Origin of the sequence: Streptomyces sp. NPDC001292, assembly GCF_042896465.1 — a bacterium.
Taxonomy (GTDB): domain Bacteria; phylum Actinomycetota; class Actinomycetes; order Streptomycetales; family Streptomycetaceae; genus Streptomyces.
On sequence record NZ_JBIAXG010000012.1, the window covers coordinates 110,070 to 133,950 of the forward strand.

20 protein-coding genes are annotated in these 23,881 nt (G+C 73.1%); 9 read left to right on the top strand and 11 right to left on the bottom strand.

The window, feature by feature from the left end; translation table 11 throughout:
- Positions 1-30: 30 nt before the first annotated feature.
- Positions 31-372, bottom strand: a complete 342-nt coding sequence (locus ACFY4A_RS15785) for a YbaB/EbfC family nucleoid-associated protein (RefSeq protein ID WP_390829996.1) — start codon at positions 370-372, stop codon at positions 31-33.
- 255 nt (positions 373-627) lie between these two features.
- Here ACFY4A_RS15785 and ACFY4A_RS15790 point away from each other — a divergent pair, with 255 nt between their 5' ends.
- On the top strand, positions 628-1,377 hold the full coding sequence (locus ACFY4A_RS15790; RefSeq protein WP_390829997.1) for an SLATT domain-containing protein: 750 nt from the start codon (positions 628-630) through the stop codon (positions 1,375-1,377).
- Between the two features lie 188 nt (positions 1,378-1,565).
- Here ACFY4A_RS15790 and ACFY4A_RS15795 read toward each other — a convergent pair whose 3' ends face one another.
- Positions 1,566-4,142 (bottom strand): serine/threonine-protein kinase, encoded by a 2,577-nt coding sequence (locus tag ACFY4A_RS15795; RefSeq protein ID WP_390829998.1) that lies wholly within the window; start codon positions 4,140-4,142, stop codon positions 1,566-1,568.
- A gap of 216 nt (positions 4,143-4,358) precedes the next feature.
- On the opposite strand from ACFY4A_RS15795, the gene ACFY4A_RS15800 reads away from it, so the two are divergent.
- From ACFY4A_RS15800 to ACFY4A_RS15820, 5 genes are all read left to right on the top strand, one after another.
- Positions 4,359-5,714 (top strand): aspartate aminotransferase family protein, encoded by a 1,356-nt coding sequence (locus ACFY4A_RS15800; RefSeq protein ID WP_390829999.1) that lies wholly within the window; start codon positions 4,359-4,361, stop codon positions 5,712-5,714.
- Between the two features lie 114 nt (positions 5,715-5,828).
- Complete coding sequence (locus ACFY4A_RS15805) at positions 5,829-6,530, top strand: GntR family transcriptional regulator (RefSeq protein WP_390830000.1); 702 nt, start codon at positions 5,829-5,831, stop codon at positions 6,528-6,530.
- Entirely contained in the window at positions 6,527-8,956 is a 2,430-nt protein-coding gene (locus ACFY4A_RS15810) for a glycosyltransferase (protein WP_390830001.1), read from the top strand. Before ACFY4A_RS15805 ends, ACFY4A_RS15810 begins: the two co-directional genes overlap by 4 nt.
- Positions 8,957-9,036: 80 nt before the next feature.
- Positions 9,037-9,687, top strand: a complete 651-nt coding sequence (locus tag ACFY4A_RS15815) for a hypothetical protein (RefSeq protein WP_390830002.1) — start codon at positions 9,037-9,039, stop codon at positions 9,685-9,687.
- Positions 9,688-9,698: 11 nt separating this feature from the next.
- Positions 9,699-10,037: a hypothetical protein gene (locus ACFY4A_RS15820; RefSeq protein ID WP_390830003.1), complete on the top strand. Its 339-nt coding sequence runs from the start codon at positions 9,699-9,701 to the stop codon at positions 10,035-10,037.
- Between the two features lie 80 nt (positions 10,038-10,117).
- On the opposite strand, the gene ACFY4A_RS15825 is transcribed toward ACFY4A_RS15820, so the two are convergent.
- A complete protein-coding gene (locus ACFY4A_RS15825; protein WP_390830004.1) occupies positions 10,118-11,401 on the bottom strand; it encodes an adenylosuccinate synthase in 1,284 nt (427 codons plus the stop codon).
- 212 nt (positions 11,402-11,613) lie between these two features.
- Here ACFY4A_RS15825 and ACFY4A_RS15830 point away from each other — a divergent pair, with 212 nt between their 5' ends.
- A complete protein-coding gene (locus tag ACFY4A_RS15830; RefSeq protein ID WP_390830005.1) occupies positions 11,614-12,465 on the top strand; it encodes a diacylglycerol kinase family protein in 852 nt (283 codons plus the stop codon).
- Between the two features lie 28 nt (positions 12,466-12,493).
- Here the strand turns inward: ACFY4A_RS15830 and ACFY4A_RS15835 are convergent, their stop codons facing one another.
- Positions 12,494-12,991 carry a MarR family transcriptional regulator gene (locus tag ACFY4A_RS15835; RefSeq protein ID WP_361414062.1) on the bottom strand — a complete coding sequence of 166 codons (498 nt, stop codon included), beginning with the start codon at positions 12,989-12,991 and terminating at the stop codon, positions 12,494-12,496.
- Positions 12,992-13,104: 113 nt separating this feature from the next.
- Between ACFY4A_RS15835 and ACFY4A_RS15840 the strand changes: the two genes are divergently transcribed.
- Both ACFY4A_RS15840 and ACFY4A_RS15845 read left to right on the top strand, forming a co-directional pair.
- The gene (locus tag ACFY4A_RS15840) at positions 13,105-14,103 is read left to right on the top strand and encodes an ATP-binding cassette domain-containing protein (protein WP_390830006.1); all 999 of its coding nucleotides are present in this window, start codon (positions 13,105-13,107) and stop codon (positions 14,101-14,103) included.
- On the top strand, positions 14,100-15,713 hold the full coding sequence (locus tag ACFY4A_RS15845) for an ABC transporter permease (protein ID WP_390830007.1): 1,614 nt from the start codon (positions 14,100-14,102) through the stop codon (positions 15,711-15,713). The genes ACFY4A_RS15840 and ACFY4A_RS15845 overlap by 4 nt, the downstream gene beginning before the upstream one ends.
- Positions 15,714-15,804: 91 nt before the next feature.
- On the opposite strand, the gene ACFY4A_RS15850 is transcribed toward ACFY4A_RS15845, so the two are convergent.
- The 7 genes from ACFY4A_RS15850 to ACFY4A_RS15880 form a co-directional block, all read right to left on the bottom strand.
- Complete coding sequence (locus tag ACFY4A_RS15850) at positions 15,805-17,025, bottom strand: cytochrome P450 (RefSeq protein WP_390830008.1); 1,221 nt, start codon at positions 17,023-17,025, stop codon at positions 15,805-15,807.
- An 86-nt stretch (positions 17,026-17,111) separates the two neighbouring features.
- Positions 17,112-17,786 (bottom strand): response regulator, encoded by a 675-nt coding sequence (locus tag ACFY4A_RS15855; protein WP_390724565.1) that lies wholly within the window; start codon positions 17,784-17,786, stop codon positions 17,112-17,114.
- Complete coding sequence (locus ACFY4A_RS15860; protein WP_390830009.1) at positions 17,783-19,159, bottom strand: sensor histidine kinase; 1,377 nt, start codon at positions 19,157-19,159, stop codon at positions 17,783-17,785. The genes ACFY4A_RS15855 and ACFY4A_RS15860 overlap by 4 nt, the downstream gene beginning before the upstream one ends.
- Positions 19,160-19,261: 102 nt before the next feature.
- Entirely contained in the window at positions 19,262-19,936 is a 675-nt protein-coding gene (locus ACFY4A_RS15865) for a response regulator (RefSeq protein ID WP_390830010.1), read from the bottom strand.
- Positions 19,933-21,393, bottom strand: coding sequence for a sensor histidine kinase (locus ACFY4A_RS15870; RefSeq protein ID WP_390830054.1), 1,461 nt, complete (start codon positions 21,391-21,393; stop codon positions 19,933-19,935). Before ACFY4A_RS15870 ends, ACFY4A_RS15865 begins: the two co-directional genes overlap by 4 nt.
- Complete coding sequence (locus ACFY4A_RS15875; protein WP_390830011.1) at positions 21,393-22,610, bottom strand: acyltransferase; 1,218 nt, start codon at positions 22,608-22,610, stop codon at positions 21,393-21,395. The genes ACFY4A_RS15870 and ACFY4A_RS15875 overlap by 1 nt, the downstream gene beginning before the upstream one ends.
- The gene (locus ACFY4A_RS15880) at positions 22,603-23,577 is read right to left on the bottom strand and encodes an alpha/beta hydrolase (protein WP_390830012.1); all 975 of its coding nucleotides are present in this window, start codon (positions 23,575-23,577) and stop codon (positions 22,603-22,605) included. Before ACFY4A_RS15880 ends, ACFY4A_RS15875 begins: the two co-directional genes overlap by 8 nt.
- Positions 23,578-23,881 lie beyond the last annotated feature (304 nt).

Genomic DNA, 23,881 nt, shown 5'->3' on the forward strand with positions numbered 1-23,881 from the left:
GGTTCGTACGGTAGTTGCCCGGCGCCCGCCTCAGAAAGGCAGTCCCGGGATTCCGCTGCCGCCGAGACCCTGGGCCAGCGGTCCGAGCTTCTGCTGCTGGAGGGCCTGGGCGTTGTCGTTGGCCGCCTGGACGGCGGCGACGATCAGGTCGGCGAGGGTCTCGGTGTCCTCCGGGTCCACCGCCTTGGGGTCGATCTTCAGCGCGCGCAGCTCGCCGGCGCCGGTGACGGTGGCCTTGACCAGACCGCCGCCCGCCTGCCCGTCGACCTCGGTCCGCGCCAGCTCCTCCTGGGCCCGCTGAAGGTCCTGCTGCATCTTCTGGGCCTGCTGGAGCAGCTGCTGCATGTTGGGCTGGCCACCACCGGGAATCACGATCAGCTCCTGCTTTCGTACGGCTGTCCGGGCGGGGGCCGATTCGCCGGTTCCCCGCTGGCACGAGCCTACGTGGTCCGGGCAGGCAGCGCCCCGCCACTCTTTCGAGTGAGTCTCGGATGAGCCCTATACCTGATCAAGGCCCTCTTACGGGCGGAAAAGCTGTGCTTCCCGGCGCCTCGCCACCCATTGGGGGGTAGGAAGGGTCCGGCGTGTCAGCCAGCGTCACGGATCGTGATCAGTAGGGAGTGCCGGGTGGGTCAGCCGGAGATGCAGCCCGAGCGTCCGCCGCAGGACGGGCGGGGCGACGAGGCGGCCGGGCTGCGGCCGGGCGATCTGACCGGGCGGCCGCTCCCGCTCGGCGACTGGGGCGAGCCGGCGCAGCGGCTGGACGAGCTGTACCGCTGGGTGGAGCGGGGGGCGCTGCAGACCGTGGCCTGGTATCTCGGGGAGCGGGTGTGGAAGCGGCGCGGGGCGCGTGCGCTGCGGGGCGGGGCCGCGGCGGGGGCGGTGACCGGGGCGGCGCTGCCCCTGCTCGATCTGACCGGGGCGGCCGACGGGGTGGCGCCGTGGGGGTACGTGGCGCTGCTGCTGTGCGTGGCGTGTGTGGGGATCGACCGGTACTTCGGGGTGACGGCCGGGTGGATGCGGGACGTGGCGACCGCGCAGGCCGTGCAGCGCCGGTTGCAGGCGTTGCAGTTCGACTGGGCGTCCGAGAACGTGCGGGAGGTCCTGGGCCCGGCGGAGGGAACGGCCGGTGAGGCCGCCGAGCGGTGCCTGGGGGTGCTGCGGCGGTTCTCGGAGGACGTCAACGAGCTGGTGCGCACGGAGACGGCCGACTGGATGGTGGAGTTCCGCATCGGCTCGGCGCCGATGGGCCTTCAGGCGCCGGAGCCGGGGGCCGCCGGGCGGTCCGAGCCGGGCGGCGGGCACGGGCGCCTGCCGCTGCCGCCGGGCGCCGCACGGCCGAACATGCCCCGGCAGCGGCCGCCCGAGCCGCGCTGACGCCGGTCACTGCCCGGTGGCACGGGCCCTCCATCGGCGCCGGGGCCGGGGGCCGCCGGGCGGTCCGAGCCGGGCGGCGGGCACGGGCGCCTGCCGCTGCCGCCGGGCGCCGCACGGCCGAACATGCCCCGGCAGCGGCCGCCCGAGCCGCGCTGACGCCGGTCACTGCCCGGTGGCACGGGCCCTGGTCACTGCCTGGTGTACGTCAGCTTCTCGCCGCTGCCGGTGTTCAGGCGCTGGAGCCTGCCGTCGGGCAGCAGGGTGACCTCCGTGGCCGCGCCCGGGTTGCACCCTTCACTCTGCCGCCCCGTCGTGACGACGGAGGGGCCGATCTCCAGCGGGCCGCCGCCGCTCGGCCGCTGGGCGAGCCGGGCCTCGAACACGCAGTGATAGGTGCCGCCGCTGTCGGTGGGACCGTCGGCGACGAGGGTGAGCACGGTGTCGCCCACGTTTCCCTGGGTGATGGTGAGCCGGCGGCCGTTCGCTCCGTAGGCGTTGTCGATGGTCGCCGTCCAACTGCCGAGGTAGCCGGTCGGGACCACGCCGCCGGCCGGTGACGGGGACCCCGGCTGCGAGGCCGCCGGGGACGGGTCGGAGCCGTCGGGACCCGTGGCGTCGTGCGTGGTGGGCACGCTGACGGCCGGCGTCGGGCCGGACCCGCCGCCCTTGTCGTCGCTGTCGCCGCCGCCGCGCATCAGGGCGTACACGGAACCGCCCGCGCCGAGCGCCACCACCAGTGCCACCGCGACCAGCGCCGCGGTGGAGCGGCCGCCGCGGCGCGGCTCCCGCTCCGGGAGCGGGCTCGGGCCGTACGGAGGGGTCGAGCCGACCGGGGGCGGGCCGTACGGCGGGGTCTGGCCCAGGCTGCCGTACGGGTGGTGCCCGGGCGAAGCGCCCCAGCCGCCGGGCTGCTGGGGGTAGCCGTAGGCGGCGGGCTGCGGATGCTGCTGGGGGTAGCCGTACGGGGCGGGAGCGGGCGCCGGGCCCGGCGGCGGCACCTGCCCCGCGATCATGGTGGGCAGGTGATCCACGGGGGTGCGACCCCCACCACCGGGCTGTCCGGGCGGCGGCACGGAGGCATCGGAAACGGGCGCATGCTCAGGCGAGGCGTGCGGCTGCGCCCCCGCGGCCCCGGAAACCCCGGCCGGCCCCTGCGAGCCGCCCCCGGCAGCCCCGGACCCGGCAGCCCCGGACCCGGCAGCGGGCGCCCCCGAGACGGCCCGAGGCCCTCCGGCTCCCGGGACACCGGGCGTACCGGGCAACGCCGACGCCCCATAAGGGTCCGGCACACCCGAGGCGGCGGCCCCGGACCCGTCAACAGGCGCGCCGGCGACAGCCTCAGGCCCTGAGCTAGCCCCGGTTGCTCCCGGCGCACCCGAGGACCCGGAGGCCCCATGAGCGCCAGATGCACCGGCAGCCCCGGACGCGGCATCGGGCGCCTCCGACACCGCCCCGGCGCCTCCCTGGGCCCCGTCGGCTCCCGGCGCACCGGGTGTACCGGAGGGCACCGACGCCCCATCAGGGCCGGGCACACCCGAAGCCGACCCGGCAGCAGGCACCCCCGAGACGGCCCCAGCCCCTCCCGAAGCCCCGGCGGCTCCCGGCGCACCGGGCGGCGCCGGCACCCCGTGGGAGCCGGGCACACCGGAAGCGCCGGCCGCTGCAGGCCCGAGCCCGGCAGCAGGCGCCCCCGGCACGCCCCCAGGGGCTCCGGGAGCCCCGGGCGTGCCGGACGGTTCGTGAGGGCCGGGCGTGCCAGTCGGCGGGGTGGCGCCGGGTCCCCCAGGAGCGGCGCCCGCCGCCTCTCGTGGGTCCTCCGGGTTCTCCGCGTCCAGGAGCTGGACCGCGTGGCGTCCGAGTTGGGCGACCAGGGCGCTCGGCAGCCACGGGTCGCGGAGGCGGCCGTCGGCGACCGTATCCTCGGCGCCGGTGCGCTGGATGATCTGGTCCACGGTGGGCCGGGCCGCCGGGTCCTTCTTCAGGCAGGCGCGGACGATGTCGGCGATGCCCTCGGGCAGCGCCTCGAGGTCGGGTTCCTTCTCGGCGATGCGGTACATCAGCGCGTGCACTCCGCTGTCGGCGCCGCCGAACGGAAGCGCGCCGGTCGCCGCGTACGCGAGGACCGAGCCCAGGCAGAAGACGTCGCACGCGGTCGTGACCCGGTCGCCGCGCACCTGCTCGGGCGCCATGAACCCGGGCGAGCCCACCAGCGCGCCGGTCCGCGTGAGCCCGCCGTCCGTGACGGTCTCCAGGGCCCGTGCGATGCCGAAGTCGATGACGCGCGGCCCGTCGATCGTCACCAGCACGTTGGAGGGCTTGAGGTCGCGGTGGATGAGACCGGCGGCGTGGATGTCCTTCAGCGCGCCCGCCAGCCCGGCCGCGAGGATCCGCACCGACCGCTCGGGCAGCGGGCCGTGGTCGTGCCCGACGACCCGTTGCAGGCTCGGCCCGGCGACGTACCCGGTGGCCACCCACGGCACGGCGGCCTCGGTGTCCGCGTCCAGCACGGGCGCGGTCCAGTACCCGCCGACCTGCCGCGCGGCCCGCACCTCCTGCCGGAACCGCGCCCGGAACTCCTCCTGCTGCGCCAGCTCCCGCCGGACCAGCTTCACGGCGACGGTCCGCCCCCGGTCCGACCGGGCCAGGAACACCTGCCCCATGCCGCCGGCCCCGAGCCGCGCCAGCAGCCGGTACGCGCCGATCCTCCCCCGGAGCTCAACGCCCGGGGACACCCCCATCGGATCGCCAGGCCCCAGCCTCTCCATGGCCGAACCGCCTCCCCCCGGTATCCCCCGATACACCCCTGTGCGTCAGACCGAGAATAGTGCGGCGGCCCGTCCGGCCGCTCGGCCCGGTGTCTACGGTTCCGTAACAGGTCCGCCCCGCGCGGGCCGCCTCCCGACAACCTGTCGCTAAAACCCCGCGTCCACAGACAGGACGCCGATGTCCCGCCCCCGCCCATGCCGTTTACCCTCGGCCGCATGACCCCTCAGCCGAATCCCGAAGCCGGCGCAGTCGTCAAGGCCGCGGACCGGGCGCACGTGTTCCACTCCTGGTCCGCCCAGGACCTCATCGACCCGCCGGCCGTGGCCGGTGCCGAAGGGTCGTACTTCTGGGACTACGACGGCAAGCGTTTCCTGGACTTCACCAGCGGGCTCGTCTTCACCAACATCGGGTATCAGCACCCCAAGGTCGTCGCCGCGATACAGGAGCAGGCCGCCACCCTGGCCACGTTCGCGCCGGCGTTCGCCGTCGAGGCCCGGTCCGAGGCGGCACGGCTGATCGCCGAGCGGACGCCGGGCGACCTGGACAAGATCTTCTTCACCAACGGCGGCGCGGACGCCGTCGAGCACGCGGTGCGCATGGCGCGGCTGCACACCGGGCGCCCCAAGGTGCTCTCGGCCTACCGCTCGTACCACGGCGGCACGCAGCAGGCCATCAACATCACCGGCGACCCGCGGCGCTGGGCGTCGGACGCCGGCTCGGCGGGCGTGGTGCACTTCTGGGCGCCCTTCCTCTACCGCTCCCGCTTCTACGCCGAGACCGAGGAGCAGGAGTGCGCGCGGGCGCTCGAGCACCTGGAGGCGACGATCGCCTTCGAGGGGCCGGCGACCATCGCCGCGATCATCCTGGAGACCATCCCCGGAACCGCCGGGATCATGGTGCCCCCGCCCGGCTACCTGGCCGGGGTGCGCGAGCTGTGCGACAAGTACGGGATCGTCTTCATCCTGGACGAGGTCATGGCCGGCTTCGGGCGGACCGGTGAGTGGTTCGCGGCGGACCTCTTCGACGTCGTGCCGGACCTGATGACCTTCGCCAAGGGCGTGAACTCCGGGTACGTGCCGCTGGGCGGCGTCGCCATCTCCGGGAAGATCGCGGAGACCTTCGGCAAGCGGGCCTACCCCGGCGGTCTGACGTACTCCGGGCACCCGCTGGCCTGCGCGGCGGCCGTCGCGACGATCAACGTGATGGCCGAGGAGGGCGTCGTCGAGAACGCCGAGCGGCTCGGCGCCGAGGTCGTGGAGCCGGGGCTGCGCGAGCTGGCCGAGCGGCACCCGAGCGTCGGCGACGTGCGCGGTGTCGGCATGTTCTGGGCCGTGGAGCTGGTGAAGAACCGCGAGACCCGTGAGCCGCTGGTGCCGTACAACGCGGCCGGGGAGGCCAACGCCCCCATGGCGGCCTTCGGCGCCGCCGCGAAGGCGAACGGCCTGTGGCCCTTCATCAACATGAACCGCACGCACGTTGTCCCGCCGTGCAACGCGACCGCGACCGAACTGAAGGAGGGCCTGGCGGCGCTGGACGCCGCGCTGTCGGTGGCCGACGAGCACACCGAGTAGCACCGCGGGCCGCGGCGAGCCGGGTTCGGAGGCATCCCGAACGCGTAAGGTGGCGTGCTCGTAGACATGGACGTACGAGTACGCCACCCGCACGCGCAAGGAGACGCCCCGACCATGCCCGGCATCAGCGGCAACGGCGCTGTGACACGCAGCACCCTGCGGCAGCAGATCGCGGACGCGCTCCGGGACGAGGTGCTGGCCGGGCGGCTCCAGCCGGGGCAGGAGTTCACGGTCAAGGAGATCGCCGAGCAGTACGGGGTGTCCGCGACCCCGGTGCGCGAGGCGCTCGTCGACCTGTCCGCGCAGGGCCTGTTGGAGGCCGACCAGCACCGCGGCTTCCACGTGCGCGAATACTCCCTGCACGACCTCCACGACATGATCAGGGCCCGCGGCCTGGTCACCGACGGCATGTTCCAGGCCGCCGCCTCGGCGGCCGAGTCCTTCCGCCGGCCCGGCGCCCCCTGCGACAGGGCCACGCTCACCGGGGTGCGCCGGCGGGGCGAGGAGGCACAGCGCGCGGCCACCGCCGGCGACCTGACCGTCCTGATCGGCTACGACCTGCGCTTCTGGCGGGAGCTCGGCGCCCTGTTCGGCAACCCCTACCTCTCCGACTTCCTGAACCGGCTGCGCGTGCAGTTCTGGGTGTGCGCGGTGCAGCACCTGCGCCGCCGCGGCGATCTGCGCGGCCTGCTGTGGTCCGCCCACACCGAACTCGTCGACGCCCTGGCGAAGGGCGACGCCCCGGCCGCCCGCGCGCTCGTCGCCGCGTACAACGCGCACGACCTCGCCCTGGTCGAGCGGCTGGCCACCGCATGAGCGGGACCGTCACCGGGGCCGTCGACCTGTCCGTCGTCATCCCGGCCTACAACGAGGAGCGGCGGCTCGGCCCCACCCTCGACGCGGTCACCGCGTACCTGGCGGACAACGAGAGCCGCTTCGGCTCCTGGGAGGTCGTGGTCGCCGACGACGGATCCACCGACGGCACCGGCGGCCTCGTCACGGACCGCCGGGACCCGCGCGTCCGGCTCGTCGCCGGCGACCGCAACCGCGGCAAGGGCCACGCCCTGCGTCTCGGGGTGGCCGCCACCCGGGGCCACCGGGTGCTGGTCACCGACGCCGACCTCGCCGCCCCCATCGAGGAGCTGGAACAGCTCGACAAGGCACTCGGCGAGGGCGGCGCGGCCGCGATCGGCTCCCGCTCGGTGCCGGGCGCGACGATAGCCAGGCGCCAGCACCGGGTGCGCGAACTGCTGGGCCGCGCCGGGAACTTGCTGATACGGCGCATCGCGGTGCCCGGCGTACGCGACACCCAGTGCGGCTTCAAACTCTTCGAGGGCGACCAGGCCCGCGAGGCGTTCGCCGCATCCCGGCTGAGCGGCTGGGGCATCGACGTGGAGGTCCTCCAGCACTTCCGCCGCCGGGACTGGCCGGTGGCCGAGGTGCCGGTCCGCTGGGCGCACCAGACCGGTTCGAAGGTCGGCCCGCTGGACTACCTCCGGGTCCTCGCCGAACTGGGCCGGCTCAAGGCCCGCTCCGTCCGCCCGGCCGACCTGTTCGCCATCGCGCTCTTCCTGCTGATGGCGGTCACGCTCTACTCGGGCCGCCTCTTCGACCCGGGCCACCGCTACCTCCCCGACTCCCTCCAGGACCAGAACCAGTGGGAGTGGTTCTTCGCGGTCACCGCCGACAGCGTCGCCCACCTGCGCAACCCCCTGTTCACCCATCTCCAGGGCTTCCCCGACGGGGTGAACCTCATGGCCAACACGGTCATGCTGGGGATGTCCGTCCCGTTCGCCCCGGTCACGCTGGCCTTCGGTCCGGCGGTCTCGCTCAGCGTCTGCATGGCCCTGGGGCTCGCGGCCACCGCGGCCGCCTGGTACTGGCTGATCGTCAGACGGGTCGTACGGCACAGGGGCGCCGCCTTCACCGGCGCCTGCCTGGCCGCCTTCGCCCCACCGATGGTCAGCCACGCCAACGCGCACCCGAACTTCGTGATCCTGTTCATGATCCCGCTGATCGTCGACCGGGCGCTGCGCCTGTGCGAGGGCGCCCGGGTGCGGCGGGACGGGATCGTGCTCGGGCTGATGGCGGCGTACCAGATCTTCCTCGGCGAGGAGCCGCTGCTGCTCGCCGCGATGGGCATGACTCTGTTCGCCGCCGCCTACGGGCTCGTCCGCAGGGAGGTCGCGCGGGCGGCGTGGCGGCCCCTGCTGAAGGGCCTGCTGATCGCCGCGGCGGTGTGCCTGCCGATCGTCGCCTACCCGCTGTACTGGCAGTTCGCGGGCCCGCAGAGCTACAAGAGCGTGCTGCACGGCGACAACGCCGGCAACAGCCCGCTCGCCCTGATCTCCTTCGCCGAGCGCTCCCTCTTCGCGGGCAACGCCCAGAAGGCGGACGCGCTCTCCCTGAACCCCACGGAGCAGAACGCCTTCTACGGCTGGCCGCTGCTCCTGCTCGCCTTCGGGATCACCGTGCGGCTGTGGGAGCAAGCGCTGGTGAAGGCGCTGGCGGTCACGACGGCCGCCGCGGCCCTGCTGTCCCTGGGCCCGAAGTTCCGCGTCCCGCTGACCGACGCGGTCTACCCCGGCCCGTGGGCGCCGCTCGCCCATCTGCCGCTGTTCGAATCGGTCATCGAGGGGCGCGTGGCGATGATCTGCGCGCCGGCGCTGGGCATGCTGCTGGCGGTCGCCGTCGCCAGGATCACGGCGTCTCGCCGCGTCGGCACGCTCTACGGCGGCCTGCTGGCGGTGTGTCTCGCGCTGCTGCCGCTGGTCCCGGCGCCGCTGAAGGCCGTGGACCGCGCCCCGGTGCCGGAGTTCATCACGGCCGGCCGGTGGAAGTCGTACATCCGCGACGGCGAGTCCCTGGTTCCGATACCGCTGCCCGACCCCGGCAACGCGGAGGCCCTGCACTGGCAGACCGCGGCCCACCTCGGCTTCAAGCTGCCCGGCGGCTACTTCAACGGTCCCTACGGCCCCGACCGCATCGGCATCTACGGCGCCTCCCCCCGCTACACCTCCAACATGCTGCGGGACGTGAGGTACACCGGGTCCGTACCGGACATCGGCGAGGACTGGCGGGCCCAGGCGCGACGGGACTTCGCCCACTGGCACGCGGGCGTCCTGGTCCTGGCGCCCCAGCCGCACGAGGAATCGCTGCGGGAGGCGGTGACGAAGCTGGTGGGCCGTCCGGGCACGTGGACCGGCGGGGTGTGGGTATGGGACCTGCACGCGGGGACCTGAGCGGTTCCGCACCGACTACGCTTCTACACTCTTCGACCACCGAACACGCTGGAAGCCCCGCCCTCCCCGAGGAGCCCTCTTTGGCCTGTGACCTGTGGCTGGTACCGCTCGTCGACGTGTTGTGCCACACCCCCGACAACCCGTTCGCCGAGGAACTCGCGCAGTACAACAAGGTGCTCGCCGAAAACGGGCTTCCACCGGTGCCGGTGTACCAGTACATGCCCGGCCTGTCCGGGGAGGTGGCGCCGGTGGCCGGCTTCGACTACGACGCTCTGCACTTCCTGCGCCGCGCCTACCTCCTCCAGGTCTGCGGCCTGCCGCTGACCCCGGTCGGCGAACTGGGCGGCGACTACGAGCAGTTGCTGGAGATGTTCGAGACGACGGCCCAGCAGTCCCACCTGGTCTGGCACTACGACCACGCCGGCGCCTACGTCCCGCTGGACTTCCCGCACCCCCTGTCCAACGAGGAACTCCTGTCCGGCGGCGGCCCGTTGGGCTCCTCCCAGGCCTTGCTCCGGGAACTGGAGCAGGTCGCCCCGTCCCTGGGCATCGACCCGGCCAACCCCCCGGCCGCCCCCGCCCCCCCGCTCGGCCCCACGGAACTGGAACAGCCGGCCGCCCCGGCGCCGTACGACCCCAGCCCCTTCGCCCGCGAACGCCACGTCTGGCTGAGCCTCCACGCGGCGGCGACGCGGAGCCTGGCCCAGGGCTCGATGATCGTCTTCAGCTGAGGGCTCCGACGTTGAGTTCACCCGTCCGGGCGTGGGCGGCTCCCGTCATCGTCAATCTCGTGCTCGGGATCGTCGCCGTGATTCCCCTGTGGTTCCTCATGATGTTCCTGAGGAACCACCCTCTCGCGGAGCTGGGCCTCACCGGCAGGGATCCCACGGACAACGACGGCGTGCTGCCATGGATGCTGCTGCTGGTCCCGATGTGGGCGGCATTCCTGGGGCTGTGGCTCCCGGTCAACTCGCTGATGCGCCGGAAGCGGGAGGTGACGAGACGTCGTTACTGGACCTTCGGTTCGCTGGTGGTCCTGTCTCCGATGGCCACGTTGCTGTTCTTGATCGCCGTACTTTGACGGAACCGTCGGACGGGACGGCCGGCACGGGTTCACCGTGCCGGCCGTCCCGACGGGGTCCCGGGTCTTGGGACGCCGTTCTAGAGGAACGAGTTGATCTCGATCGTCTCGTCGCGGCCCGGGCCCACGCCGATCGCGGAGATCGGGGCGCCGGACATGTCCTGAAGGGCCTTGACGTAGGCCTGGGCGTTCTTCGGGAGGTCGGCGAAGGTCTTGGCCTTCGTGATGTCCTCCTGCCAGCCGGGGAGGTACTCGTAGACGGGCTTCGCGTGGTGGAAGTCGGTCTGGGAGTACGGGAGTTCCTCGACGCGCTCGCCGTCGATCTCGTAGGCGACGCAGACCGGGATCTGCTCCCAGCCGGTGAGGACGTCGAGCTTGGTGAGGAAGAAGTCGGTCAGGCCGTTGACCCGGGTGGCGTAGCGGGCGATCACCGCGTCGAACCAGCCGCAGCGGCGGTCGCGGCCGGTCGTCACGCCCCGCTCGCCGCCGATCCGGCGCAGCGCCTCGCCGTCCTCGTCGAACAGCTCGGTCGGGAAGGGACCGGAGCCGACGCGGGTGGTGTAGGCCTTGAGGATGCCGATGACGCGGCTGATCTTCGTCGGGCCGACACCGGCGCCCGTGCAGGCACCGCCCGCGGTCGGGTTAGAGGAGGTGACGAAGGGGTACGTGCCGTGGTCGATGTCCAGCAGCGTGCCCTGGCCGCCCTCGAAGAGGACCACCTTGTTCTCGTCCAGCGCCTGGTTGAGGATCAGGACCGTGTCGGCGACGTACGGCTTGATCTGGTCGGCGTAGCCCAGGAGCTCCTCGACCACCTGGTCCACGGCGATCGCGCGCCGGTTGTACAGCTTGGTGAGGATCTGGTTCTTGGCGTCGAGGGCCGCCTCCACCTTCTGGGTGAGGATCGACTCGTCGTACAGGTCCTGCACCCGGATGCCGACGCGGTTGATCTTGTCCGCGTAGGTCGGGCCGATGCCCCGGCCGGTGGTGCCGATCTTCCGCTTGCCGAGGAAGCGTTCCGTCACCTTGTCGACGGTGACGTTGTACGGCGTGATGACGTGGGCGTTGCCGCTGATCAGCAACTTGGACGTGTCGACGCCTCGCTCGTTCAGACCGCTCAGCTCGGAGAGCAGGACCGACGGGTCGACGACCACACCGTTGCCGATGACCGGCGTGCAACCGGGCGAGAGGATTCCGGAAGGAAGGAGGTGCAGTGCATACTTCTGGTCACCGACGACGACGGTGTGGCCGGCGTTGTTGCCGCCTTGGTATCGCACTACATAGTCCACGGAGCCACCGAGCAGGTCGGTGGCCTTCCCCTTGCCCTCGTCACCCCACTGAGCACCGAGCAGCACAAGTGCGGGCACGCGCGTACACCCCTTCCGGGCGGGGCATGTCCAGGGTCAGGGGCGTACGCGGAGGGTTCACCGCCGCGTGCACCGCGACCGTCGTCGGCCGCTCAACCGTCGGACCGGATGCCCCGGAATAGACGAAGCCCCCGGCGCAATAGCGCAAAGGGGCTCTTGCACAAAGATGCTACCCGAGGAAGCGAGGCAGGACCGAGGTGGCGACTTATCCGATGTCCGATCAGCTGCTGGTGGTCATCGACCCGGTCGCCCGGAGGACGGACGGGGAGTCCGTACGGATCGCGAAAGACGTGCTCAGCGCGGGTGCGGCCACCAAGGTGTGCCTGCCGGACGGGCCGGAGGAGTTCACCCGCGCGCTGGCGCGGCGCGGCTCGCGGCGGCCGGTGGTGGTCGGCGACGACCGGGCGCTGCTGCGAGCGGTGTCGGCGCTGCACCGGCAGCGGGAGCTGGCCGAATGCGCACTGGCGGTGGTGCCGGTCGGGGGCGCCCTGTCGCTGGCCCGTTCGCTGGGGGTGCCGACGGGGCCGGTGGCGGCGGCGCGGGCGGTCCTGGAGGGCGCCGAGCGGCGGCTGGATCTGCTCGTCGACGACAGCGACGGGGTGGTGCTGGGCACGCTGTGCATCCCACCGGTCTCCCCGCGCCAGGAGGATCCGGCGGGGTCCGCGGCGGTCTCGTCCGGAGCGGGACATCCGTGGCTGCGGACCTGCCAGTCCCTCGTACGGACGCTGGTGACCCGCCCGCCGAGGGCCACGGCGGTCGCCGGGCCGGGCGGCCCCTCCCGGCTGCGGGTGGAGGTCGACGGGGAGACGGTCGTGGACCTGGAGCAGCCGGTGGAGGCGGTCTCGGTCACGCCGGGCGGAGGCACGGGAAAGGCCGAGGTGGAGGTGCGGCGGCTGTCGGTGGGCGCGGAGGCCTCGCCGCTGCTGGCCCAGGGCCGCACGGTGACCGTCTCGGGAGTCGGCTTCCGCTACCGGGCGGACGCGGTGGTGGCGGGGCCGGTGCGGACGCGGACATGGCGGGTCGTGGAGGGGGCCTGGGGCCTGACGCTGCCGGTGACGGGGTGAGCAGGCCCCCGGGGGCCGGCCGGCCGCGTCACCCGCGGGGCTTCTCCTCCTGGTAGCGGCGCCAGCGCTCCATCATTCCGGCGACGTCCTGCTCGATGAACTCGAAGAAGGCCAGCGTGTCGGCCAGCCGGCGTCCCGCCGGGGTCTCGGCCCCCAGGCTGGCCACGCCTTCCCGCAGGGCGTCCTCCCAGCGCTTGATGAGCGCGTCACGGCTGGTGAGCGCCTCGTACCACTGGTCACTGTGGACCCGGTAGCGCTCCCGCCGCGAGCCGGGCTCCCGCTCACGGGAGACCAGGTGCACCTGGGCGAGGTAGCGCACCGCGCCGGAGACGGCCGCGGGGCTGATCTTCAGCTGGCCGCCGAGCTCGGCGGAGGTCAGGGCGCCGGCGTCGGAGGCGAGCAGCGCGGCGAAGACCCGGGCCGGCATGCGCGGCACGCCCGCCTCGACGAGCTGGGCCGCGAAGTGCTCCACGAACTGCGACACCACCTCGGGATCCCGCTCCACCGCCGCTTCCCGCTCCGCCATCCCGGACCCTCTCCCCTGCTCTCCCCTGTTCGGACACCACCGTCGAGTCTAACCTCGCTTTCATACGCTTCCTTAACTTCACAAATTTGTGAAGTTAGCGTACGTTCCAAAGCATGACTACGGCAAACCCCGCCATCGAGGTATCCGGCCTGCACAAGTCGTTCGGCGGCACGCTGGCGCTGGACGGCCTCGACCTGAATGTCGCCGCCGGCGAGGTGCACGGCTTCCTCGGCCCCAACGGCGCCGGCAAGTCCACCACCATCCGGGTCCTGCTCGGCCTGCTGCGCGCCGACTCGGGCGCCACCCGGGTGCTGGGCCGCGACCCCTGGGCCGACGCGGTCGAGGTGCACCGCCGGATCGCCTACGTGCCCGGCGACGTGACCCTGTGGCGCAACCTCTCCGGAGGAGAGGTCATCGACCTGTACGGCAGGCTGCGTCAAGGGGGCCGCGCGAAGCGTGTCAGGCAGGGTGGTGGTGAGCGACGGGCGGGCGGCCTCGACCGGCGGCGCCGGGACGAGCTGATCGAACGGTTCGAGCTGGACCCGACCAAGAAGGGGCGGACGTACTCCAAGGGCAACCGGCAGAAGGTCGCCCTGATCGCCGCCTTCGCCTCCGACGTCGACCTGCTGATCCTGGACGAACCGACCTCGGGCCTGGACCCGCTGATGGAGGAGGTCTTCCAGCGGTGCGTGGAGGAGGAGTGCGACCGGGGCCGCACCGTCCTGCTCTCCTCCCACATCCTCAGCGAGGTCGAGGAGCTGTGCGACCGGGTGAGCATCATCCGCAAGGGCCGCACGGTGGAGAGCGGCTCGCTGGCCGACCTGCGCCACCTCACCCGCACCAGCGTCACCGCCGAACTGGCCGGACCGCCCAACGGGCTCGCCCGGCTGCCCGGCGTGCACGACCTCGACGTCCAGGGGCACCGGGTCCGCCTCCAGGTGGACACCGACAAGCTGAACGAGGTGCTGCGCTCGCTGAGCGAGTCTGGCGTGCGGTCGCTGATCTCCACCCCGCCGACGCTGGAAGAGCTGTTCCTGCGGCACTACCACGACGAGGCCGAGGCCGAGGCGGGCTCCGCGACCGGCGAGGAAGCCGCGGAGGTGGCGCGATGACCGCCGCCGTCTCCACGCCCGCCGCCGTACCCGCCGTCCGCTCCCGCAACCTGGCCGGCACCGGCACCCTGCTGCGGTTCGCCCTGCGCCGCGACCGCGTGATGATCCCTGTGTGGGTCGCGGTGAACGCGCTGATGGTCCTGTCCATGCCGAACACGCTCAAGGGCCTGTACGCCACCCCGGCCGAGCGCGCCGACCTGGTGCGCCAGATGGCGACGAACGCCTCCCTGCGCGCCATGGTCGGCCCGGTGTTCGGCGACTCGCTGGGCGCGCTGACGGCCTGGCGGGTGGGGGTGTACGCGGGTGCCCTCGCCGCCGTCATGAGCCTGCTCGTCGTCGTCCGGCACACCCGGGACGAGGAGGAGAGCGGACGGCAGGAACTGGTGTCGTCCGGGATGGTGGGCCGCCGGGCACCGCTGACGGCGGCGCTGCTGGCCGCCGCGGTCGCGAACGCGGCCCTGGCCCTGCTGATCACGGGCGGCCTCGCCGGGCAGGGCGCCGCCGGTGCCTTGGCCTTCGGGCTCGGGGTGGCGGGCGTGGGCATGGTCTTCGCCACGATGGCGGCGATCGTCGCCCAGCTCACGGAGAGCGCCCGGCTGGCCCGGGGCCTGACCTCCGCCGTCCTGGGCGCCGCCTTCGTGCTGCGGGCCGCGGGCGACTCCGGGACGGACGACGGTTCGTCGGTGCTGACCTGGCTGTCCCCGCTGGGCTGGCTGGAGGACCTGCGCGCCTTCGCCTCCGAACGCTGGTGGGTGCTGCTGCTGTTCGCCGCGGCGGCCGCCCTTCAGGCGGGTATCGCCTACGACCTCGCCGGGCGCCGGGACCTCGGCATGAGCTTCCTGCCCACCAGGCCGGGACCGGCCCGGGGCCGCCTCGCCACGGCGGGCGGGCTGGCCTGGCGGCTGCAACGGGGCAGCGTGCTCGGCTGGAGCATCGGCTTCTTCGTCGCCGGTGTCGTCTACGGCGGGATGGCGGACGGCGCGGCCCAGCTCGTCGGCGACAACGCCAAGGCGCGGGAGATCTTCCAGCGGATGGGCGGGCAGTCCGGTCTGACGGACGCCTTCCTCGCCGCGATGGCCGGGATGCTCGGCCTGGTCGCCGCGCTCTACGTCGTGGCGTCCGTGCTGCGCCTGAACGGCGAGGAGACGTCCGGCCGTGCCGAGCCGGTGCTGGCGGGCGCGGTGGGCCGGCTGCGCTGGGCCGCCGGGCATCTGCTGATCGCCTTCGGCGGGTCCGCCCTGATCATGCTCCTGGCCGGGCTGGGCATCGCGGTCGGCCACGGCAAGCAGGTCGGCCCGGTGCTCGGCGCGTGCCTCGTGCAGGTGGCCGGGGTGTGGGTGATCGGTGGCATCGCCGTCCTGCTCTACGGCGTCCTCCCGCGGGGTGCCGTGGCCGCGTGGGGCGTAGCCGGAGCGGCCCTGCTGATCGGCTGGATCGGCCCCGCCCTGAACGTCCCCCAGCTCGTGCTGGACCTCTCCCCCTTCGGTCACCTGCCGAAGCTGCCGGGCGGGCGGATGGAGTGGGGCCCGGTCGCCACCCTGCTCGCCCTCGCCGCACTCCTGGTGACCGGAGGACTGGCGGGCCTGCGCAGACGGGACATGAGCGGCTGAGCGTGCGACGGGGCGTGCGGCTCGGCCGGCGGTGCTTGAGCTCCTCGGCGTCGAGTTCGATCGGATTCGATGCCGAGGAGCTCCCGGCGCGTCAGCCCACCGCCACGTTCAGCCCGTCCAGCCCGCGGATCACGAAGTTCGGCTTCCGGTCCGGCTCCGCCGCGAGTGTGAGGGTCGGGGCCCGCTCCAGCAGGGCCGTCATGGAGGCGGCCAGTTCGATGCGGGCCAGGGGGGCGCCGATGCAGTAGTGGATGCCGGCGCTGAAGGAGATGTGGGGATTGTCCCGGCGGGTGAGGTCCAGGCGCTCGGGGTCGGTGAAGACCGCCGGGTCGTGGTTGGCCGAGCCGAAGAGCATGGCGATCTCCGCGCCCCTGGGGATCGTGGTGCCCGCTATCTCGATCTCGTCCAGCACCCAGCGCTCGAAGAGCTGGAGCGGGGTGTCGTAGCGCATCAGCTCCTCGATCGCGGAGGGGATCAGGGAGTGGTCCGCGCGCAGGGCTGCCAGCTGCTGCGGGTTGCGGAACAGCGCCCACCAGCCGTTGACCGTGGCGTTCACCGTGGCCTCATGACCGGCGTTGAGGAGCAGCACCGCCGTGGAGATCATCTCCTGCTCGGTCAGCCTGTCGCCCTCGTCGTGCGCCATGATCAGCCCCGAGATCAGGTCCTCGCCGGGCTCCTTGCGGCGCTCGGCGATCAGCTCCCGCAGATAGTCGGAGAACTCGACCGACGCCCGTACCGCCTTCGCCGCCGTCTCCTCGGACGGGTTCAGCTCGTACATCCCGCAGATGTCCGCCGACCAGGGCCGCAGCTGCGCCCGGTCCGGCTCGGGGATGCCCAGCATCTCGGCGATCACGGCCACCGGCAGCGGTTCGGCCACGTCCCTCAGCAGATCGCCGCCGCCCGCCGCCACCAGCGCGGCGACCAGCTCGTTCGCCAGGTCGTGCACGTACGGCTTGAGCCGCTCCACCGTGCGCGGCGTGAACGCCTTCGACACCAGGCGCCGGATCCGGGTGTGGTCCGGCGGCTCCAGGTCGAGCATCCCGTGGTCGTTGAGGACGTGGAACGGCTCGTGCTCCGGTGGGGGCGGCGTACGACCGAAGTCCTCGTGCGTGAAGCGGTGCTGGTACGTCCGGCCCAGCCGCCGGTCCCGCAGCAGCGCCGAGACGTCCGCGTGGTGCGGCACCAGCCACTGGTCGGTGGGCTCGTAGTGGAGCACGCGGCCCCGCGCGCGCAGCTCGGCGTAGGCCGGGTAGGGGTCGGCGAGGAACGCCGGGTCCCACGGGTCGAAGGCGAGGCCGGAAAGAGCGGACATGCCCGGACGTTAGCCCGGCCACCCCCGATCCGACCAGGGGTGTCACCCACCTCGCACGGCTCGGCCCGGGGACCGCCCGGGCCGGCTCACCCCGGCGTGACCAGCCGCGCCTCGTAGGCGAACACCGCCGCCTGGGTGCGGTCCCGCAGGCCCAACTTGACGAGGACGCGGCTCACATGGGTCTTGACGGTCGACTCGGCGACCACCAGCCGCTCGGCGATCTCCGCGTTCGACAGGCCCTGCGCGATCAGCACCAGCACCTCCGTCTCCCGCTCGGTCAGCTCCCCGTACGCCGCCTGCGCGGTGGGCGCAAGCCGCGGGGGCTCGGTCAGCTTCGAGAACTCCGTGATCAGCCGCCTGGTGACCGAGGGAGCGAGCAGCGCCTCGCCGGCCGCGACCACCCGCACCCCGTCGGCGAGCTGCCGCGCCGAGGCGTCCTTGAGCAGGAACCCGGAGGCCCCGGCCCGCAGCGCCTGGTACACGTACTCGTCCAGGTCGAACGTGGTCAGCACCAGCACCTTCGCCGTGCCGTCCGCGGCGACGATCTCCCGGGTCGCCTCTATGCCGTTCAGCTCTGGCATGCGGATGTCCATCAGTACGACGTCCGGGGCCAGTTCGCGTACCCGCTCCACCGCTTCGCGGCCGTTGACGGCCTCGCCGACGACCTCGATGTCCGGCATCGCGTTCAGCAGGACCGAGAAGCCCTCGCGCACCATCATCTGGTCGTCCGCGACCAGCACCCGGATCGTGCCCGCCCTCATGCGCCGGCCTCGTCGTCGTCCGGGCGCTCGACCACCGTGGCGACCGGCAGGAACACCGCCACCTCGTACCCGCCGTCGCCGTCCGGGCCCGCCGTCATCTCGCCGCCGAGCATCGACACCCGCTCCCGCATGCCGGTGATGCCGTGCCCGGATCCGGGCGAGGGCTTGAGCAGGGACGGCTTGGGCGGCGGGCCGTTGACTATGCGCAGGGCCAGCCCGCCGAGGACGTAGCCGATCTCGACGCGGGCGCTCGCGCCGGGCGCGTGCCGCAGGGCGTTGCTCAGGGCCTCCTGGACGATCCGGTACGCCGACAGCTCGACGCCCTGCGGGAGTTCGCGTATCGCGCCCATCGTCGTCCTGTCCACCGCCAGCCCGGCCTCCCGCACGTTCGCCAGCAGGGTGCCGAGGTCGGCGAGAGTGGGCTGCGGGGCCTCGGGGGCCTCGTAGTCCTCCGCGCGGACGACGCCGAGGACCCGGCGCAGCTCGGTGAGGGCCGCCACCGCGTTCTCCCGGATGGTGGCGAAGGCCTTCTCCAGCTCCGGCGGCGGGTTCTGCACCCGGTAGGGGGCGGCCTCGGCCTGGATGGCGACGACGGACATGTGGTGGGCCACGACGTCGTGCAGCTCTCGGGCGATCGTGGTGCGCTCCTCCAGCAGGGTGCGGCGGGAGCGCTCGTGCGCGGTCTCCGTCTGCTGGGCGGTCACCTCCTGCTCGGCGTCCTTGCGTATGTGCCAGACGGTGACGACGAGAAGGACGAGCGCGGAGAGGACCAGCATGGGTGCCGAGTTGTTGCTGTAGACGTAGCCGAACAGCGCGTCGGCGAACACGGCGTAGAACGCGGTGGTCGCCCACATCCACGCCGCCGTGCGCGGCCGGGTGCGTATGGCCGCCACCGTGAGCACCGTCAGGTGCGCAATGTAGCTGCCGGGCTGCCACGGCCAGGTCGTGTAGCTGCCGACGAGCCACGCCGAGACCATGGCCGCCATCAGGGAGACCCAGAACGCTCCGACCGGGCGGGTCAGGGTGAGCAGCACCGGGGCGAGGGCCAGCAGACCCGGCAACAGGGCCGCTCCACTGCCCGCGCTGCTCGCCCAGCCGACGAACAGCGCCAGCAGGCCGGCTCCCGCCACCACGGCGTGCGGGGTCCAGGCCGCGTACGGACGCAGGCGGCCAGGCAGCCGCCGGGTCAGCGGGCCGTCGACACCCATGGGCCGCAGCGGACGGTAGGCGAAGGCGTCGTGGAACAGCCCCTGCCGCAGCCCGTGCAGAGCCTTCGCTGCGAGCTTGTACTCCGGGCTGCGCGGCTTGTACGGGCTGAAGGCGCCGTCCGGCGTCGTCTGCTGCGCCTGCTGCGCCTGCTGCGTATCGGTCACGCTGAAAACGGTAGGCGCAGGCGGCGGTCGCGGTCGTCCCCTGTGAGAGGGGTCCTTCGCGGTCCGTCTCAAGTACTACGGGTAGTGCCCTGCTTCCCTCGTTCAGTACCCGGAGGGGCGGACCAGTCCCGACTCGTAGGCGAACACCGCCGCCTGAGTGCGGTCCCTGAGGCCCAGTTTCACCAGGATGCGGCCCACGTGGGTCTTCACGGTCTGTTCGGCGACGACGAGATGCCCGGCGATCTCCCCGTTGGACAGGCCCTGCGCGATCAGGGCGAGCACTTCCGTCTCGCGTTCGGTCAGTACGCCGATACGCGACTTCAGCGGGGCGCGCGGTGTGTCCTTCAGCCGGGAGAACTCCGCGATCAGCCGGCGCGTGATCCCCGGCGCCAGCAGCGCGTCGCCGGCCGCGACCACCCGGACCGCCTCGGCGAGCTGGTCCGCGGACGCGTCCTTGAGCAGGAAGCCGGACGCGCCGGCGCGCAGCGCCTCGTACACGTACTCGTCCAGGTCGAAGGTGGTGAGCACCAGGACCTTCATGTCCGGGGTGGCGGTCGTGATGCGGCGGGTGGCCTCGATGCCGCCGAGCTCGGGCATGCGGATGTCCATCAGGACGACATCCGGGGAGACTTGCGCGGACCTGGCGACGGCGTCCAAGCCGTCCACCGCCTGGCCCACCACCTCGATGTCCGGCTGGGTGTTGAGCAGTACGGTGAATCCCTGACGGACCATCTGCTGGTCGTCGGCGATGAGTACGCGGATGCTGCCGCTCGTCATGGAGTGTCTTCTCCTGTCGGGGACGGTGAGCCGGGAGCGGCGTCGGGGCCAGGGTCGGGGCCGGCGGGCGTGCCGGGCGGTTCGACGTGGACGACGAGGGTGTCGGCCGGGTCGGTGTAGATGACGGGCAGGCGGGGTGGGCCGATCCCGGTCACGGGCGCGATGCCGTCGCGGGGGAGGAAGGCCGAGACCGCGAAGCCGCCGTGCAGTGTCCTGGCCGCCGTGACGTGCCCGCCCAGCATGGTCGCCCGCTCGCGCATGCCGAGCAGGCCGTGCCCGGCACCCGGGGAGGGCTGGACGGGCTGTCGGGGGCGGGAGTTGACCACGCTCAGGAACAGGCCGTCGGGAACATGCGTGACTTCCACTCGGACCGTCGACCCCGGGGCGTGCCGCAGGGCGTTGCTCAGGGCCTCCTGGACGATGCGGTACGCCGACAGCTCCACGGCGGGCGGATACGGCCGGCGTTCGCGTCGCGAGTCCTCGGTGTCCATGGTGACCGTCAGACCGGCGGCGCGGGTGTTCTCGACAAGGGCGCCGAGGCGGTCGAGGGTGGGCTGCGGGGCGTCCGGGGCGGCCCTGGTGCCGGGTTCGCCGAGGCCGTACGGGTCCTCGGGATTCTCCGAACGCAGCACGCCGAGCACCCGGCGCAGTTCGGCGAGCGCCTCCAGCGCGTTCTGCCGAATGCCGTCGAGGTTCTCCTTCAGCTCCGGCGAGGGGTTCTGCGTGAGGTGCGGTGCCACCTGCGCCTGGATGGAGATCACCGACATGTGGTGGGCGACCACGTCGTGCAGCTCACGGGCGATACGGCTGCGCTCCTCCAGAAGCGTGCGGCGGGCCCGCTCCTCCGCGGTGAGCGTGGTCTGCTGCACCAGTTCCGCACGGGCCTCGCGGCGGCCGCGCAGAGCGGTGCCCAGCACCACCACGACCGCGAACAGGGCCGTCGCGAGAGCACCGGTGGGCTGGTAGTACGCCGCGCCCCACACACCCTGGAGGACGTAGGTGACCAGCGCGGTCAGGGCCAGCGCCTCCGCGGCGATGCGGGTGCGCACCCGCAGGGCGAGCAGCAGCATGACGAACAGGTGGGCGATGATCCCGGACGCGGTCCAGGGCCAGGTGAAGTCGTTCACCTCGCGGGCGAGCAGCGGGCTGCGCAGCGCCACCGCCCCCAGCACCGTGGCCGCCATCGACAGCCACCACGCCGGGATGGGCCGCCACAGGGCGAGCGCCACCGCACCGGCCTGTCCGAGCGCGATGAGGAAGACGTACCCGAAGGCCAGTCGCGCCTCCCCCTGGAGTTGGGCCGCGGCGCCCAGCAGCACCGCGAACGCGACCAGCCATACGATCCCGTGCGGCAGCCAGCGCAGCCAGACGGACGGGGGCAGCGGATCCAGCCGCGCGGTCCACAGGTCGTCGCGCAGCACCCGCAGTCCACGCCTGACGCGGCTCTGCCATCGCATCACGCGCCCACTTTAGGGTCTGGCGTGTGGGCCGCCCCGGGACGGTGGGACCGGACCACCCGGGAACGGCGCCGGCCACCGTCCTGCTCACAGGTGTGGAAAGCAGCCCAGCAGACGGTCAGGACAAGGGCGAAGACCGGGAGCCAGACCAGCCGGGCCGCCACCCAGCCGAGGTCGTCGGGGAGCGTGTGCAGACCCGGGACGCGGCCGGCGAGCAGGCCCATGGCGGTGGTCGCCATCAGGGCCGTCTGATGCCAGAGGAAGATCGTCATCGCGGAGAGGTTGATCAGCACCACCGCCGCCCAGGCAAGCGGGCGGCCCATCGCGCGACGCAGCCGCTCGCGCAGGAGCAGGGCCAGGCCACACTGGGCCAGGCCGAAGGTGACGGCCGCCAGGGTCGGCGGGTTGAGGTTGGAGACCGCGGCCCCTGGTACGCCGACCATCGACGCCGGGTAGCCCGCCCAGGCGACAAGGGCCGCGGTCGCCGTCGCGCCGCAGGTCAGCAGTATCCAGCCCGCGCGGCGGCGGTCCAGCTCACCGCGGGTCCACGCCGCGCCCAGGGTGTACGGCACGAGCCAGCCTGCCGGCAGGTTCAGCCAGCCGAGCCAGGAGGGGGCGCCGAGGCCGAAGCGAAGGAGGTCCACGTGCAGGACGACGGCCAGGGGCCACAGGGGACTGAGCCGGGTGAGCAGGGGGGTCGCCGCCGTCAGCAGGGCGAAGACCAGGAGGAACCACAGGGGGGACAGAGCCAGCTTCACGAGGGTGCGGACGGTGTCGAGGTCCGCACCGGTCAGGAGGAGGACGGCGGCGGTGACCGTCCAGAGGGCCAGTACGGCCGCGACCGGCCTGAACAGCCGGGACAGACGGGCGCGGAGCCACCGCGGGTAGCTGGTCCCGCGGGCGCGGGCCGAACGGTAGCCGCGGGTGGCGACGTGCCCGCCGACGAGGAAGAACACGGCGAGGGTCTGGAACGCCCAGGAGACCGGGGCCAGGGCGGGCAGGTAGTGGAGGGGGCTCGCGGTGTGCAGGGTGGGGTGGGGCTGGGTGCGGGTGTCCGCGACCAGGGCCGTGACCAGCCAGTGCCCCAGGACCACGCCGAGGATGGCGAGGGCCCGCAGGGCATCCACCGCCCGGTCCCGGTGCGGCGGGGTCTGGTGGTGGAGGCGGTGGGCGGAGGCTCGTACGCGGGCGAGTACCGGTGTGAGGCGGTCAGTCACCGTGCACCTCGTTCGTGGCGCCCAGGACGATCCGGGCCAGGTTGGTCAGGGACGGGGAGCCGGGCGCGAAGTAGGCGCTGTGACCGCCGCTTCCGGCCGTGAACCTGCGGGCGCCGAAGGCGGGGTCCATGGGGTCGGTGCCCAGACCGACGGTCGTGCCGAAGAGGTCGGCGTGGACGTGCGGCACGTTCGCCACCCAGTCGCCGGTGCCGCGGGCCGCCCAGACACGGGCCCGGCTGTGCAGCGCGGGCACGGAGTCCGCGCCGGTGCCGGGGCTGCCGATGAGGGCGATGTCGTTCACGTCCAGGCCTGCCGCGGCGCGCCCGCACACCACCGAACCGTAGGAGTGGCACACCAGGGTGATGTGCGTCGCCTGCCCCGCCACGGTACGCAGGTCGCGTATCAGCTCCCGCAGATGCGGGGCCGCCTGCTCGGCACGGCCCGTGGTGAGCACCGAGGTGCTCACCGTGCCCGGCGTCTCGTAGCCGAGCCAGGCGACGACCGCTGGGCGCGGACCGGCCGCGGTCTCGCGGCCCAGCGCCTGGTACAGGGCGAGTGCGCCCTTCCGGAAGCGGTCGTAGGTGTCCAGGGAGGTGTCCGAACCTGGGACGAGGACCGCTGTGCGGTCGGCGTGCGTCAAGTCGCCGAACACCTCCGTCACGCGGCCTGAACCGCGGCCGTCGAAGGAGAGCAGACGACGAGAGGGTGACGCCAGCGCCCGGTCCACGGCCGCGCGGTGCGTGTCGCCGTGCGCCGCGGCCATGTCGGAGGCGCGGGCCGCGTCGGCGCGGTTCGCCCCGTAGGCCGCGTCGAGGGTGGTCCGGGTCAGGGGCGCGAGAGCCGCCGGGGCGGGCGCGGGAATCCGGGGGCGGGCCGCGGCCGACAGAGGCACCACGAGGGCACCGGTGACGAGGAGGGCGAGCAGGGCCCGCCGCCATCTGCCGGCCCCGACACCGACACCGGACATCGCTCCCGGACCGGCACTCAGGCTCACTTCCGGGCCGAGACTTGTGTGCGCTCCCGAACCGGCGCTCAGGCCCGCCCCTGAACGGGCGCTCGGGCCCATTCCCGGGCCAGCGCTCGGGCCCATTCCCGAGCCGACACTCGGGGGCGGTCCCGAACCGGCGCTCAGGCCCGCCCCTGAACGGGCACTCAGGTCCGCCTCCGGACCGGCACTCAAGCCCACTCCCGGGCCGGGACTTGTGTGCGCTCCCGAACCGGCGTTCAGGCCCGCCCCTGAACGGGCACTCAGGTCCGCCTCCGGACCGGAC